The following is a 14,694-nucleotide window of genomic DNA, read 5'->3' on the forward strand; positions in this document are numbered from 1 at the left end:
TAAGAACTATGGCAAGCACACAGCCCGTCAACTTTAGAGCAGATTCAACTTTTTATAAACAAACTAAAGAAATTTTAGCAGATGAAAAGCTGACTCTGTCTGATATCTTCAATGCTGCTCTTCGTAAAATTGCGACTGGAGCAGTTGATCCCCAGGAGTTCGTAAACAGTGATTTACAAGAGACGCAGTATCAAGTTGCTTTTGAAGACTTGAAAAAGGAAATTCTAATTGGCCATCAAGAAATTGAGCAAGGGAAACTAACATCTTTGGCTGATGTGAGAAAGGAATTTGGTCTTGAATAATCATAAACGATACCATGTTTCCCTTACGGATCAAGCCAAAAGGGACTTAGGAGGGATTCATGACTATATTTTACATAATTTCTATAGTCAACAATCTGCCGACAGCAAACTAGACCTTATCCTAACTGCACTTGAAACTCTAGAGACCTTTCCTGAAGCATGTCCTTTGGTGTCTAGTCGTGGTTACGGGGAATTGACAGATGATGGCAAACGGTACCGATATATGCCAATCGAGAATTATCTAGCTTTTTATTACATTGATAACCATGAGGTTTATGTTGCAAGGATTTTGAACTCTAAGCAAAATTGGGCTAAGTTATTCAATAAATAACGGCCATTTTTCTATGCGAAAATTAAGGAAAAGGTATTCTCAGTGGTTATAAAAAATAATATTCCCATAAATAAATCTGATGACTGTTATTGTCTATTAGATATGGAACAGGCAACACCTACAGTTGTTGAACAATCAACATTGGATGATGTTACAACTTCGGTTTTTTCACGCCATATTGATGCTTTTAGAGAGTTGGCAAAATAGGAATGTTGACTATTGCACAGAACAGTAAATTGTAATGATGTTAGTTGAAATTTCATATCTCAATTCAATGCATCTCCAAAGGGGAGGTGCTTTTTTCGTACTTAAAAGGAGGAACTATGGGACTACTAGATTTATTGGGACGTAAGCGGGCTAGAGATAAACCACGAAATACTTATGAAGGTCAGGACTTTTCATATCTGTTTGGACGAACGACCAGTGGGGAGAATGTGGATGAGTTTAAAGCTATGCAGACGACAGCTGTTTATGCTTGTGTCCGCATCTTAGCTGAAGCGGTAGCTTCACTACCCATTCATGTTTATGAGAGAACGGCAACTGGAAAGGAGAAAAAGGTGGAACATCCCCTTTATTTTCTCTTGCATGACGAACCTAACCCTGAGATGTCATCCTTTGTCTTTAGAGAAACCTTGATGACCCATCTATTGATATGGGGCAATGCCTATGTCCAGATTATCCGAGATAGGAGTGGACAAGTTATCAGTCTTTACCCACTCTTACCAGATAAGATGTCTGTTCATCGTGACGAGAGCGGAAAGCTATATTACAAATACAAGCGTCAGTCAGAAGAAAATCCAAACTTTAAGGAAAAGGGTGATGCTATCTTGAGAGCAGAAGATGTTCTCCACGTTCCTGGTCTGGGTTTTGATGGCTTGATAGGTTATTCTCCAATTGCCCTTGCTAAAAATGCTATCGGTATGACATTGGCTACGGAAAACTATGGAGCTTCATTCTTTAAGAATGGTGCAAATCCAGGTGGCGTTTTGGAACACCCAGGCATTCTCAAAGATCCCAAACGAGTGAGAGATTCATGGAATGCAGTCTATAATGGTGTAACCAATGCCCATAAAGTGGCAGTCCTAGAGGAAGGGATGAAATACACTCAAGTAGGCATACCACCTGAAGAAGCTCAGTTTCTTCAGACAAGAAAATTCCAAATCAATGAAATTGCAAGGCTCTACCGCATTCCACCTCATATGGTTGGTGACTTGGAGAAATCCTCATTTTCAAACATTGAGCAACAATCTCTAGAATTTGTAAAATATACCTTAGACCCTTGGGTAGTTCGTCTCGAACAGGCTTTCAAGAGGTCTCTTTTTTTACCTGAAGAAAAGAAAACCCACTTTGTGAAGTTTAATGTGGATGGTCTTCTTCGTGGTGATTATCAGAGTCGAATGAATGGCTATGCGATTGGGAGACAAAATGGCTGGCTATCGACAAATGATATTCGTGAACTTGAGGACTTGAACCTCCTTTCAGATGAGGAAGGTGGCAATCTCTACTTGATAAATGGAAACATGACGAAACTGAAGGATGCAGGTGGCTTTATGAAACAAGAACCGCCAGAACAAGAAACTCAATCTGAGGAGGATATGGATGCATAAGTTTTGGAATTTTACAGAAGATGATAGTGGTCGAACACTTCGTATAGAAGGACAGATTGCTGATGAGACGTGGTTTGGCGATGAAGTCACGCCACAAGTATTTAAAAATGATTTACATGCAGGAAACGGAGACATCACCCTCTGGATTAATAGTCCAGGGGGTGATGTTTTTGCGGCTGCTCAAATCTATAACATGCTGATGGATTACAAAGGTGATGTCCATGTAATGATTGATGGCTTAGCCGCAAGTGCTGCTAGTGTCATTGCCATGGCAGGTACAACGGTTTCTATGAGTCCAGTTGCCATGATGATGATTCACAACCCTTGGACTGTGGCACAAGGTGAAGCCAAGGATATGCAGAAGGTCATTGAAATGTTAGGAGAAATTAAGGAATCCATCATCAATGCCTACGAACTAAGAACAGGACTTTCAAGAACTAAGCTATCACACCTCATGGACTCAGAGTCTTGGTTCAATGCCAAAAAGGCTGTTGAACTGGGCTTTGCGGACAAGATTCTCTTTGACAAACAAGGGGAACATGGAATGGATATTGAGAGTTATTCTTTCAGTCGAACTGCTGCCCAACAAGATTTACTTGTAAAAATGCAGGCGAAACTTGAAGTCCAACAACCAAAGAAAACAATCCCTATCAATCAGTTGGAAAAACGATTGAATTTGCTCAAATAACGAAAGGAAAATGAACTGATGTCTACATTACTTGAATTGAAAGAAAAACGTAACCAAGCTTGGCAACAAGCAAAAACCTTCCTTGATTCTGTTCGCTCAGAAGACGGACTGGTATCAGAGGAGGATTCTAAACGCTATGATGACATGGAAGCAAAAATCAACCTCTACAATCAAGAGATTGCCCGGTTGGAGCGACAAGAAAAGATTGACCTTGAACTTGCTCAACCAGCCTCACAGGCTTTAATTGGGCAACCCACTACAGTTCTGAATGACAAGACTACTGAAGAGGAAAAGAAGGGTGTGGCTTCAGATATCTATGCCAAGACTTTTTGGACAAGTGTCCGTAAGCGTCACTTCTTTGATGTCAAAGACGTCCTTCGAGTTGGGGAAGATACCGAAGGTGGTCATCTGGTTCCTGATGAGTATGAGAAGAAACTAGTTCAAGGATTACAAGAAGAGAATTTCTTCCGTAGCCTTGCGACTGTTATCAAAACATCTAGTGGTGAGCGAAAGATTCCTGTTGTGACTGGACATGGATCAGCCTCATGGATGGATGAAAATGGTTTATATCCAGAAACAGAAGAAACCTTTGGTCAGGTGACTCTTGACTCTCATAAGATTGGTACTGCCATTCGCATTTCAGAAGAGTTGCTAAACGATTCAGTCTTTGACCTTGAATCCTATATGACAGCAGAATTTGCTCGACGTATTGGAACGGAAGAAGAAAAGTCATTCTTGATTGGGGATGGTTCTAAGAAACCGACAGGTATCTTTACTCAGGCAGAAGTTACAGGTCCGACGACTGCTACAAAGGATATTACCTTTGATGACATGATTGAATTGTATCATTCTCTACCAGCACCATATCGTAAGAACGCAGTTTGGATTTTACATGATACGACTGTCAAAGCTATCCGTAAACTCAAAGATAATAATGGCAATTACATTTGGCAGCCATCCACTCAAGCTGGACAACCAGATTTGATTCTAAATCGTCCATACTATACATCAACCTTTGCTCCACTTCCTGAAGCAGGAAACAAGGCCATTGCATTTGGTGATTTTTCTTATTATTGGATTGCGGATCGTCAGGGTCGTACCTTCAAACGTTTGAACGAACTCTATGCCAATAATGGACAGATTGGTTTTCTTGCTTCACAACGTGTTGATGGTAAGTTAGTCCTACCTGAAGCCGTGAAGACATTAACCGTGAAGGCTAAGTAATTATGGTTAGTTTAGCAGAGGCAAAACAATATCTCAAAGTGGAACACGAGGATGAGGATGGGCTGATTGAGCAGTTACTTGAAACCAGTCAACAACTCTGTGAAGATATTTTGCGACAATCAATTTATTCAGAAGTTCTAAAGACGGCAATCCTATATGGGGTTGCCTATCTTTATGAACACAGAGAAGATGCCAATCATAAGGAGTTGAAAGAGACTCTCTATCATTTGTTGTTGGCCGAACGAAAGGATGTGTTCTGATGAAGATTGCACCGTTGAGGGAACGCTTGTCATTTCAGATTCGACAGATTGTTCAAGATGAGATTGGCAATGAAACTTCGACATGGATACCTTTATTTGACCGGTGGTGCTCTTGTCGTCCTCTCACCTTGACCGAAAGGGATGGGAGTGTGACGAAACTGGAACAAGAGAAAGTCCAGTTCACCCTCAGATACGAAAAAGCAATTCTTGGACTTCATTCCTTAACGACTCGCATTCAATTTCGTGGTCAAACCTATGAGATTGAGTCTATTGATGGAGATACAGTGCCAAGGCAACTGATTTACATCGTCGCCATTAGGGAGGAGAGTTATGACTAGAATTGAACTAGATGCACTAGAAACTGTCATCGCTAATGAGCTGGCGGAATTTGTAGAGGATACAACAGAGGTGATGCGTGAAGTTGTAGAGGAAGTCACTGAGGAATCCATCGAAACCTTGAAAGCAACGTCACCTAGAAAGAGTGGATCTTATGCCAAAGGGTGGAAGAGTAAAGCAACGATTGATACCAGTACAGGTCTAACCAAAACCATTCATAATCGAACACCAGGCCTGACGCATCTATTAGAAAATGGTCATGCCAAAAGCTCTGGTGGGCGAGTTGAGGGAATTAAGCATATCGCACCTGTTGAGAAACAAGCAATACAATCCTTAGAAGAAAAGCTGAGAAAGCGAGTGTGATATGACATGTTACTGAGCGAAATGTACTCCATTCTCAAAGAATTACAGCTCCCACTCGCCTACCATCATTTTGAAGAAGGGAGTCGTCCAAGACCACCGTATCTAGTATATTTGGTGACTGATTCAGAAAATCATGGTGCAGACAATTGGACCTATCATAAGCAGAATAACCTGCTAGTGGAACTCTATACCACTAAGAAAGATTTAGCAACTGAACAAAAGGTGGAGTCATTATTTGACAGCCACCTTATTTATTTTGAAAAAGTAGAGACCTATATCTCATCAGAGAAACTCTACCAAATAACCTATTACATCACATTACATGGAGGATAATATGGCTGAAAAGAATAAGGTCACCTTTGGACTACAAGATGTCCATTGGGCAGAAGTTACAAGCGAAGGTCCTGATGGTACGTTGACATACGGCAATGTAGAACGCCTTCGTGGTGCTGCAGAATTAACCCTTGAACCAACAGGAGATAAGGGTTCTTATAAGGCAGACAATATCAATTTTTATACAACAGAGTCAAATGATGGTTATGAAGGAACACTAAAAGTTGCCCTTCTAACGCAGGAATTTTTGACACGAGTCCTTGGAGAACAGTTGGATGCGACGACAAACACCATTTCAGAGATCGCAAACAGCGAAAAGAAAAATTTTGCGTTGATGTTCCGTTTTGAAGGGGATAAAAAAGAAACCTTACACGTTTTGTATTATTGTTACGCATCTCGTCCGACTGTTGGTTCAAAAACCAAGTCTGGTTCAGATATCAATGAGGTAGAGTTGACCTTTACTGCCAGTCCTCGTCCACTTGATAAGGTTGTACGTAGACGTACAACGGAGGAAACGAGTGATGAGATTCGTCAAAACTGGTTCAAGGCAGTTTTTGAACCTCGTAAGTAAGGGAGAAGGCAATGAGAGAAAGTATTACCATAGCAGGCGCGACCTACGAGTTAGCAACCAATGCCTACACACCAATTGCTTATAAAGAGCAGTTTGGTAAGGACTATTTCCAAGATCTCTTTTCTATGGTCAATAGTCAAGCTATCTTGGATAAGCTAGACCAGCTGAAGGAAGGGGAAGAACTCAAGGCAAGTCAGGTTGATGTGTCTATCTTATCTGACTTTGATATGACCTTTTTCCATCGTCTTTTTTGGGTTTTTGCCAAATCTGCCAATCCTCGTGTGAAACCTTTTGTGGATTTCTTCATGGAATTGGAGGAATTTCCAGTTCAGGAAGTAGCCCCTGTCTTGATGAATATGTTGAACCAAGGGATGTCAACCAGAAAAAAGCAGATGAAACAGAAACAGCGAGTGAAGAAATCTTCACAGTAGAGAGTTATTTCTCCTGTTGTAAGGAGACTGGTCTGACCATTGACGATTTAAAACATATCTCTATTGGAATGGCACTTGACTATCAAACGGACTATGTGGAGATGCGTACTCGAGAAACTTCTCAAACACGCCCGGCAACTCAAGCTGATTTTGATAATTTCTGATGGTAGAAAGGAGGGACTATGGCTGGAAACATAAAGGGGATTACAATTGAAATTGGTGGCGATACCCAACCCTTACAAGATGCCCTAAAGGGTGTGAACAAACAAGCATCTGAAGCTACCAAAGAACTAAGACAGATTGATAAGGCTCTCAAGTTTGATACAGGCAATGTCACCCTCCTTACTCAAAAGCAGGAAGTCTTGGCAAAACAAGTCGAGACAACCAAAGAAAAATTGGCAACGCTCCGTCAAGCCCAATCACAGGTGGAAGCTCAATTTAAGGCTGGGGATATTGGGGCAGACCAGTACCGTGCCTTTCAACGTGAGGTGGAAACTACTCAAAGGCTGCTAACGTCCTATGAAACTAAGTTAGCTGATGTGTCATCAACACTTGAGAATCACGGTCGAGCAAGTAGTTCAGCGGCTCAACAATTAGATAAACTCCAAGTGGAGCAGGGGCAGTTAGCAAGTGAGATGAACAAGGTCACGTCTCAATTTGAGTTACAAGAAAGTGCTTTGTCATCCAATAGTTCCGAAGCAGAACGCAATGCCATAGCCCAACAAAAGATAGGAGCACAGTCAGAAATTGTTTCTAAACAAATTTCCAATCTCGAAAAGCAACTAGCCCTGACAAAGAGTGAATATGGTGAGAATTCCATTGAAGCCAATAAGATGGAAGCTGAGTTGAACCAAGCAAAGACCGCTCTCAATAACCTGAACAACGAGATGGATGATACCAAATCCTCTGCGGATGGTGCTCAAGATGGCATGAAAGCCATGTCTGACACCATTCGGGCTGAGGCACTTCAAGCGACCAGTGAGAAGCTAGCAGACATCTCTCAGAAAATCTTCGAAGTCGGAACAGAGTCCATGTCTGCGGCAGCTCAACTTCAAGCCAGCAATGCCCAATTCTCTACCGTATTTGGGGATATGGAGAATGCTGCTAAGGATGCCCTCAATAAGATTGGGGAAGAGATGGACATTGTTCCAGAGCGTCTTCAAGGCTCCTTCACTCAGATGGCTTCCTTTGCCAAAACCTCTGGAATGGATACGGCTCAGGCTTTGGATCTGACCACTCGTGCCACCAGAGCAGCGGCTGATGGGGCAGCATTTTACGACAAATCCATCGAAGAAGTCACCGAAAACCTGCAGTCCTTCCTCAAAGGAAACTATGAAAATGACGCAGCTCTAGGTATTTCTGCGACAGAAACCACTCGTAATGCAGCGGCGAACAAGCTCTATGGAAAGTCCTTCAATGAACTATCAGAAGCTCAGAAGCAGTTAACCCTCCTTCAAATGGTAGAGGACGGCAATGAACTCTCTGGAGCCTTGGGACAAGCTGCAAGGGAATCAGACGGACTGGAAAACGTTCTGGGTAACTTAAGACAGTCTGGAACTAATGCTCTAGCAGCAATCGGTCAACCGATTCTGGAGATGCTTATTCCAGTCTTTCAAAGTTTGGCAGACATTGTTAGTCAACTAGCGACTTGGTTTACCAACTTAACCAGTCCCATCAAGGAAGTCGTCATTATCTTCACAGGTATTTTAGCCGTGGTAGGGATGTTACTTCCTGTTTTCTTGGGCTTACAGGTTGCGGCAGCCGCTATGGGGACAACCGTTGTTGGAATGATAACGGCATTTTTGCCGATTGTGGGGATTATTGTTGGTATTGTAGCTGCCATTACCTTATTGATTGTTGGGTTAAAAGAACTCTGGACGAATCACGAAGGCTTTCGAACGGCTGTGACGGAAATCTGGAATAGTATCTATGCCTTTCTGTCCATGATCATCCAGCAGATTTCTAGTTTTGTTATGTCCGTCTGGGGAACGCTAACCACATGGTGGACTGAAAACCAACAATTGATTCTAAATGCTGCAACCACGGTATGGAATGCCATCACTACGGTTATTCAAACGGTGATGACTATACTTGGACCGCTCATCCAAGCAAGTTGGGAGAATATCAAACTCATCATTACAGCCGCTTGGGAGATGATAAAGATTGTGGTCGAGACTGCTATCAATGTGGTACTTGGTATCATCAAGGCAGTCATGCAGGTTATCACTGGTGATTGGACTGGCGCTTGGGAAACCATTAAACAAGTTCTAGCTACGGCTTGGGAGGGAATAAAGTCCCTGATTTCATTAGCTTTAAACTTCATCGCCCAGTACATCACAACTGCTTGGACAGGTATCAAAAATACCATTGCAAACTTACTGTCCGCCATTAGTTCGGTTGTTTCTTCCGTCTGGACAGCAATCCAATCGACCATATCCAGTATTTTATCTAACATCGGCTCAACAGTCTCCAATATTTGGAACAGTATCCGAAACACGGTCTCTAGTGTCTTGAATGGCATTTCAAGCACGGTATCATCCGTTTGGAATGGTGTCAAGAATACCATTTCAAATGCCATCAATGGAGCGAGAGATGCCGTAAGTAACGCTATTAATGCCATCAAAAATCTCTTCAACTTCCAAATTCGTTGGCCGCATATTCCCCTCCCTCACTTTAGGGTGTCAGGATCTGCCAATCCTCTTGATTGGTTGAAGGGTGGTATTCCAAGAATTTCTATTGATTGGTATGCCAAGGGAGGTATCTTAACCAAACCAACCGCATTTGGAATGAATGGCAATAGCCTGATGGTTGGTGGTGAAGCAGGAAAAGAAGCGGTGTTGCCTTTGAATGAACAAACCTTGGGTGCCATTGGTCGAGGAATCGCAAAGACCATGACAAGCAATCTACCACCCATTCACATCACTATTACAGGTAACACAGTAAGAGAAGAGACTGACCTTCACCGACTAGCGGAGATGGTTGGAGAAAAACTTGTGTATGAATTAGAACGTCAACAAGGATTGAGAGGAGTGAAACCATGATTAGACACAATGCATTAACCATTGGTGGAGTGTCCACGAGTTCTTTTCCTTTTAAGGTAATCGTGGAAGATAGTCCTTCAATCACAGTAAGTGAAAGTAAGACGCAATTGATAGAACACCAAGGTCTGTCAGGAGCGGTTCTTCAAACCAATCCTCGCAGAAGCGTCATGGAACTGAGCTACACCCTATATCTTGTTAAACCTAGTGAAGAACAGTTATTTTCATTTTTGAAGCTATTTTTGAAAGAAGGATTTTGGCTTGAGAACGCTAGTTTCAAGACCATACGCTTTTGGTGTTACAAAGTTCACCATACTCCGGTTCAAAAGGATAAGCTGGGGGTGTATGAGCTTAAGGTTACCTTTTCTTGTCACCCAACCAAGTGGTTCAAAACGACGACCTCGCAGGTGTTTAGCACTAGTGGTACTTTGAGAAGTCAAGGTTCAGCCATTGCTTTTCCAAAGATTACCATAAGCGGCAACTCAAGTGGTGAAACTAGCTTTACGATTGGGGATGATGTTATCCGCTTGGAGCGATTACAAGAAACACTCATTATGGATAATAATCCTATTCAGCCAAGTTTTAAGACACAAAGAGGTCAGCCTGTAAAATGGTCTGGTGATTTTATCTCCATTGATGCAGGCAGAAATGACTCAGTTGGAATTGTCTTAGGTGCTGGCATCACATCATTAACAATAGAAATGAATTGGGGGTGGGCATAGAGTGCTATCTTTATTAGACAAAACTGTTCGAACGGCAAAATGGCATGGGAAACCACTCCCAGAGACCATTAAGGCAAGCGTCAAAGAAACATTGAATGGAGATTTTGTCCTGAACTTTACCTATCCGATCACAGATAGCGGACTATTTCGAGAGTTAAAAGAGGACTACCTCGTTCGTAGCCCAGTTCCAGTATTGGGACACCAGTTGTTTCGGATTAAGAAAGTCATCGAAGGAGACACCAGTCTTGAAGTTGTGGCCTATCACATATCAGATGACATCATGACTAGATTAGTATCGCCATTTAGGTGTGAACAGGTACCCTGTGCAACAGCTCTATCAAGCATGGTCATGGCAAGCAAGTCTCCATTGGGAGATTTTTCTTTTACCAGCGACATTGTCAAGAACAGAACCTATACAACGGACAAGGAACAGACGCTTTACTCCAGCTTGTTGGATGGCAAACATTCTATTATTGGAACTTGGGAGGGGGAACTGGTTCGTGATAATCTTGCCCTAACTATAAAGGGTGAGCGAGGACAAGACCGTGGGGTGGTCATTTCTACTCACTATAATTTAAAAAAGTATCAGAGAACAAAAGAAAGTTCACAGATTATCACTCGTATCCATGCCACTTCAAGCTTCAAACAGGAGGGGCAGGATAGGGAAACTGTACTTCGAGTCACAGTAGACAGTCCACTGATAAACTCCTATCCATTCATTAATGAAGTGACCTATACTAATAATCATGTCAGGACTCGTCAAGAGTTAATAGAGTGGGCTAGTAGCAAGTTTCGCTTAGAGGGAATTGATAAGCCAAAAGATGCCATCATCATTGAGGCATTTGAGTTAGATGGTCAAACGGTTCATCTAGGCGATACCGTAACTTTAAAAAGCAAGCTACACGGCATTGATGTGAGGAAGAAGGCCATCGCCTATGATTATGATCCTTTAGCTAAAAATTACCGCTCTATCACATTTGATGATAAGGCAAGTATCGGAACAGGTAAAACTGGCGGTAGCTTGACTACCCTAGCAAATAATCTCCTTGATGGGAATAAGCGGAGTGAGGATGTTGCCATTGAAATTGCCCTTGAGAATGCCAACAGAGCATTTGATGCAGAATTTGAGAAACGTCAAGTAGCTATCGATAACGCTATCGAACAGGCTCAAAGTCGTGGGGAGGTCTATTCGGATCGATTAAAGGCTAGCATTGATAGTGAACTTTCAACTATTCACCAACAGATGCGACAACAGGAAGAGGAGCAGCAACTCACAACTCGTGATTTATTGGCAAAGGCTGGGGTTAACACCAACCTAGCTACAGAAGCCAAACAAAAAGCAGAACAGGCTCAAACTGGGGCGACTGAAGCCCTCAGGAGGGCAGAACAAGCCAAGCTTGATGCCATTCAAGAGGCTAACCGCTTGACTGTAACGGAGCGTAGTCAAACTGAGATAAAGATTGCGACAGCAAAATCACAAGCTATCTCTGAGGCTAGTCGATTGGTTGATGTAGCAAAATCACTGTTGGGTGGACAGTTGGCTACTGTCAGTACCAATCTGTCACAAACCAAGGAGGATATAAAGCTCCTTGCGAGTAAGCAACTGGTGGATAGTCTGACTGGTCGAGTAACCGGTGCAGAGTCCATGATTCAAGTACAAGCAGACCAAATTTCTCAGCGTGTTAAAACCAGTGATTTTAACCAAGCGAAACAGAGAATCGAAACTGCCGAGTCGTCTATTACGCAATTGGGGAATCGGATAACGACTGAGATTCGAGAGACCATAGCTAAGATTCCAGTTGATTTTGGTGGTCGAAATTACATACTAAAAAGTGATACTTATATTACATCCGGGAGTAAGTTTCTGGATAGTGCTTCGGACTTTATCGACTATGCACAGGCAGGGAAGTTTGTGACGATCAGCGTTGATATCAAGGGGGAAAATCTGTCGCCTGATGAAAGAGGACAGTCTAGGATAGGATGCGAGCTACGCTTGACTTTATCCAATGGCAATCCTCTCTATCTAAACTGCTATAAAGTTGTTTCAGCAACCCAACCTCGCGAGCGGATATACCGAACGGTTCGTATTCCTGATGGTGTATCGGTTGTTAGTGTAGCAAAGCTCAATCTTTTTGTGCAAGTCAGAGGAAATGCCTTAGCTGGAAGACCAAAGTTTGAACTTTCTTCTATGCCTACTGACTGGTCACCTGCTCCTGAAGACTTAATCACAGATCTCAGTCAAACCAGAACACTAATTACTCAGACAGCTGAGGGCCAAACTCAGCTGTCTACAAAGCTTACTCATACTGAGAATAAAATGATGAATGCTGAAACCCAAATCAGGCAATTGTTGGGTGATGTGGCTAGTAAAGTATCTAAAATGGACTATGACAATCTCAAGAGTACAGTTGAGAATCATACGACAAGTATTAATCAAACGACCCAGTCCATTTTACTTAAAGCTGACAAGACCTTTGTGGACGGTGTGAAATCTACGGCAGAAGCAGCCCTTTCAAAAGCAACTAGCAATGCGACAATGATTAGTCAGACCAAGTCTGAGCTAACTATTGCCAATGATGCCATCTCACAGAAAGTCGCAAAGACGGATTTTAATAATTTGAGCGGTCGAGTAGCAAGTGCGGAAACCACTATCCGAACACAGGCTGGGCAAATCGAACAACGACTGACGAGTACGCAAGTTGAATCTGCAATTAACTCAAAAGGCTACCAAACCAAGTCACAGGTCGATTCAAATATTATGGGTCGTGGCTATCTAACCAGCAGTTCTCTCCAGCCCTATGCGACGACAACTAGTGTGCAGAATTTGGTTAGAACCACCTATGATAGTTTTACCCAGCGAATCAGTCAAACGGAAAGCAGAATCCCTACCTCAGTTTCGCATCGCAACTTAATAGCTGGTACTTCAGACAGATGGAGTGCTTATCAGACGATAAATACCAATAGTAACTGGATAGCCTCTTTAGGAAGAGTTCAATTTGGAGATAGTAGTGGTATCTATGTTGGATCAAAAGTTCATTTATATGTTCATGTCTCAGCGGATGAGATTACATTTGACCCTGCGGTGACGACACGTACTATGAAACTTCAAGGTCCAATATTGGATAGTCAAAATGCTTGGACATGGACCAACTGGAATTTGTATCACCCTTTCTACAATAAATGGAGCAGCAATCTGACAACTGGTAACAATTATCGGTTAATCAAACTAACCTCTACCGTCACGCAAGAGATGTACCAACATTCTAAAGGATTTGAACTTCAAGTCAGAATAGATGGAGTTAAAACTGGTAAGTTCCATGTAAGAGCTTTAATGGTATCAACTGGTGATATCTTTCCAGACTATTGGACACCGTCATTAGACGACTTTACGACAGTAACCGCCTTTCATGAAGTGCGGGATACTGTAAGTAGTCATACTCGAACAATTGGAGATCACACCAATCAAATCAGTCAGGTTGTTCAAACGACTACTGGAATTGTGACACGAGTTGGCAATCTAGAAACAAGTCGAGCGACAACGGCGGCAGTTAATGCCATTCAAACTCAGGTTTCAACACTTGCAGGGGCGTGGTCGGTTCGAAATCTGACCAGTGCAGGAACAGTCCTGAGTCAGCTCAATCTCAATAAGGATGGCACAGTCAAGATTGATGGAAAACTCGTCCAAATTACAGGCACAACCTATATCCAAGATGGAGTAATTGCGAGCGGTAAGATTGCCAGTCTTGATGCAGGCAAGATTACGTCAGGTATCATATCGGCAGCTCGAATTGGAGCAGAAGCAATCACTGCGGATAAGTTAAAGGTTGACCAAGCATTCTTTACCAAGTTTATGGCAACAGAAGCCTATCTTAAGCAGTTATTTGCCAAATCAGCCTTTATAACCCAAGTGCAGTCAGTAACCCTATCTGCCAACAACATTTCTGGTGGAATCTTGTCAGCAATCAACGGAGCTATGAAAATCAATCTATCACTTGGAAACATCAAGTTCTATACCAACTCTCCATCCATTTCTCGTGAGGTTAGTGGATATCCCCACCAATGGGTTTCCTTTGAGACAGGAACATCAAACGGTAAGCCATGTGGTGTAACCATTATCGGTTCGAATCGATGGAACAACTGGAATGCCAATGACGGTGGCTTTGTAGGGATTCGAGCATGGAACGGTACGGATACCGACCAAATTGATGTGGTAGGCGATAAGGTACGTTTAGCTAGTGCTCCATATACCAATCCAGATGGGTGGGAAATAGTAACGTTGCCTAACCGGCTGAGTATTGATGCCTATAAAGCCTCTGACCGACCAAGTTCTATTCTGAATATCGGAGATATCCGCATCTATCGAAATGGGACAACCTATGTCAGCTTGAAAGACGTACTTCATCAATTCAATCACAATTTTAAACACTTAATAAACATCACTGGTCGAGGTGATGTCATCTTGACATGGGATACGATTAAATAAAGGAG

14 protein-coding genes are annotated in these 14,694 nt (G+C 42.5%); all 14 read left to right on the top strand.

The window, feature by feature from the left end; genetic code table 11:
• Nucleotides 1-8 precede the first annotated feature (8 nt).
• The 14 genes from relB to PW220_RS04125 all read left to right on the top strand — a co-directional run bounded on the left by relB (nucleotide 9) and on the right by PW220_RS04125 (nucleotide 14,689).
• Nucleotides 9-302 carry a type II toxin-antitoxin system RelB/ParD family antitoxin gene (relB, locus tag PW220_RS04060; protein ID WP_105116720.1) on the top strand — a complete coding sequence of 98 codons (294 nt, stop codon included), beginning with the start codon at nucleotides 9-11 and terminating at the stop codon, nucleotides 300-302.
• Nucleotides 295-633 (top strand): type II toxin-antitoxin system RelE/ParE family toxin, encoded by a 339-nt coding sequence (locus tag PW220_RS04065; RefSeq protein ID WP_024411442.1) that lies wholly within the window; start codon nucleotides 295-297, stop codon nucleotides 631-633. Before relB ends, PW220_RS04065 begins: the two co-directional genes overlap by 8 nt.
• 323 nt (nucleotides 634-956) lie before the next feature.
• A complete protein-coding gene (locus PW220_RS04070; RefSeq protein ID WP_248054463.1) occupies nucleotides 957-2,240 on the top strand; it encodes a phage portal protein in 1,284 nt (427 codons plus the stop codon).
• Nucleotides 2,233-2,928: a head maturation protease, ClpP-related gene (locus tag PW220_RS04075; protein ID WP_248054462.1), complete on the top strand. Its 696-nt coding sequence runs from the start codon at nucleotides 2,233-2,235 to the stop codon at nucleotides 2,926-2,928. The genes PW220_RS04070 and PW220_RS04075 overlap by 8 nt, the downstream gene beginning before the upstream one ends.
• An 18-nt stretch (nucleotides 2,929-2,946) precedes the next feature.
• A complete protein-coding gene (locus PW220_RS04080) occupies nucleotides 2,947-4,152 on the top strand; it encodes a phage major capsid protein (RefSeq protein ID WP_248054461.1) in 1,206 nt (401 codons plus the stop codon).
• Nucleotides 4,153-4,154: 2 nt separating this feature from the next.
• The gene (locus PW220_RS04085; RefSeq protein ID WP_024416038.1) at nucleotides 4,155-4,412 is read left to right on the top strand and encodes a head-tail connector protein; all 258 of its coding nucleotides are present in this window, start codon (nucleotides 4,155-4,157) and stop codon (nucleotides 4,410-4,412) included.
• Entirely contained in the window at nucleotides 4,412-4,750 is a 339-nt protein-coding gene (locus tag PW220_RS04090) for a head-tail adaptor protein (protein ID WP_024416037.1), read from the top strand. Before PW220_RS04085 ends, PW220_RS04090 begins: the two co-directional genes overlap by 1 nt.
• Nucleotides 4,743-5,111 (top strand): HK97 gp10 family phage protein, encoded by a 369-nt coding sequence (locus PW220_RS04095; protein ID WP_024416036.1) that lies wholly within the window; start codon nucleotides 4,743-4,745, stop codon nucleotides 5,109-5,111. The genes PW220_RS04090 and PW220_RS04095 overlap by 8 nt, the downstream gene beginning before the upstream one ends.
• A 6-nt stretch (nucleotides 5,112-5,117) precedes the next feature.
• Entirely contained in the window at nucleotides 5,118-5,444 is a 327-nt protein-coding gene (locus PW220_RS04100; RefSeq protein ID WP_029173170.1) for a hypothetical protein, read from the top strand.
• Nucleotide 5,445: 1 nt separating this feature from the next.
• Nucleotides 5,446-6,015, top strand: a complete 570-nt coding sequence (locus PW220_RS04105; RefSeq protein WP_024416034.1) for a major tail protein — start codon at nucleotides 5,446-5,448, stop codon at nucleotides 6,013-6,015.
• Between the two features lie 11 nt (nucleotides 6,016-6,026).
• Complete coding sequence (locus PW220_RS04110; RefSeq protein ID WP_248054460.1) at nucleotides 6,027-6,446, top strand: hypothetical protein; 420 nt, start codon at nucleotides 6,027-6,029, stop codon at nucleotides 6,444-6,446.
• Between the two features lie 182 nt (nucleotides 6,447-6,628).
• Nucleotides 6,629-9,487, top strand: coding sequence for a phage tail tape measure protein (locus PW220_RS04115; protein WP_248054459.1), 2,859 nt, complete (start codon nucleotides 6,629-6,631; stop codon nucleotides 9,485-9,487).
• On the top strand, nucleotides 9,484-10,206 hold the full coding sequence (locus PW220_RS04120) for a phage tail protein (RefSeq protein ID WP_074414541.1): 723 nt from the start codon (nucleotides 9,484-9,486) through the stop codon (nucleotides 10,204-10,206). Before PW220_RS04115 ends, PW220_RS04120 begins: the two co-directional genes overlap by 4 nt.
• A 1-nt stretch (nucleotide 10,207) precedes the next feature.
• Complete coding sequence (locus PW220_RS04125) at nucleotides 10,208-14,689, top strand: phage tail spike protein (protein ID WP_248054458.1); 4,482 nt, start codon at nucleotides 10,208-10,210, stop codon at nucleotides 14,687-14,689.
• Nucleotides 14,690-14,694: the final 5 nt, after the last annotated feature.

Source organism: Streptococcus sp. 29892 (genome assembly GCF_032594935.1).
Lineage (GTDB): Bacteria > Bacillota > Bacilli > Lactobacillales > Streptococcaceae > Streptococcus > Streptococcus hyiners.

What these genes read in the sequence shown, in the direction of transcription:
- PW220_RS04105 (WP_024416034.1), top strand. Translation starts at nt 5,446, where the DNA reads ATGGCTGAAAAGAATAAGGTCACCTTTGGACTACAAGATGTCCATTGG.
- PW220_RS04080 (WP_248054461.1), top strand. Translation starts at nt 2,947, where the DNA reads ATGTCTACATTACTTGAATTGAAAGAAAAACGTAACCAAGCTTGGCAA.
- PW220_RS04115 (WP_248054459.1), top strand. Translation starts at nt 6,629, where the DNA reads ATGGCTGGAAACATAAAGGGGATTACAATTGAAATTGGTGGCGATACC.
- PW220_RS04070 (WP_248054463.1), top strand. Translation starts at nt 957, where the DNA reads ATGGGACTACTAGATTTATTGGGACGTAAGCGGGCTAGAGATAAACCA.
- PW220_RS04095 (WP_024416036.1), top strand. Translation starts at nt 4,743, where the DNA reads ATGACTAGAATTGAACTAGATGCACTAGAAACTGTCATCGCTAATGAG.
- PW220_RS04085 (WP_024416038.1), top strand. Translation starts at nt 4,155, where the DNA reads ATGGTTAGTTTAGCAGAGGCAAAACAATATCTCAAAGTGGAACACGAG.
- PW220_RS04110 (WP_248054460.1), top strand. Translation starts at nt 6,027, where the DNA reads ATGAGAGAAAGTATTACCATAGCAGGCGCGACCTACGAGTTAGCAACC.
- relB (WP_105116720.1), top strand. Translation starts at nt 9, where the DNA reads ATGGCAAGCACACAGCCCGTCAACTTTAGAGCAGATTCAACTTTTTAT.
- PW220_RS04100 (WP_029173170.1), top strand. Translation starts at nt 5,118, where the DNA reads ATGTTACTGAGCGAAATGTACTCCATTCTCAAAGAATTACAGCTCCCA.
- PW220_RS04090 (WP_024416037.1), top strand. Translation starts at nt 4,412, where the DNA reads ATGAAGATTGCACCGTTGAGGGAACGCTTGTCATTTCAGATTCGACAG.
- PW220_RS04075 (WP_248054462.1), top strand. Translation starts at nt 2,233, where the DNA reads ATGCATAAGTTTTGGAATTTTACAGAAGATGATAGTGGTCGAACACTT.
- PW220_RS04120 (WP_074414541.1), top strand. Translation starts at nt 9,484, where the DNA reads ATGATTAGACACAATGCATTAACCATTGGTGGAGTGTCCACGAGTTCT.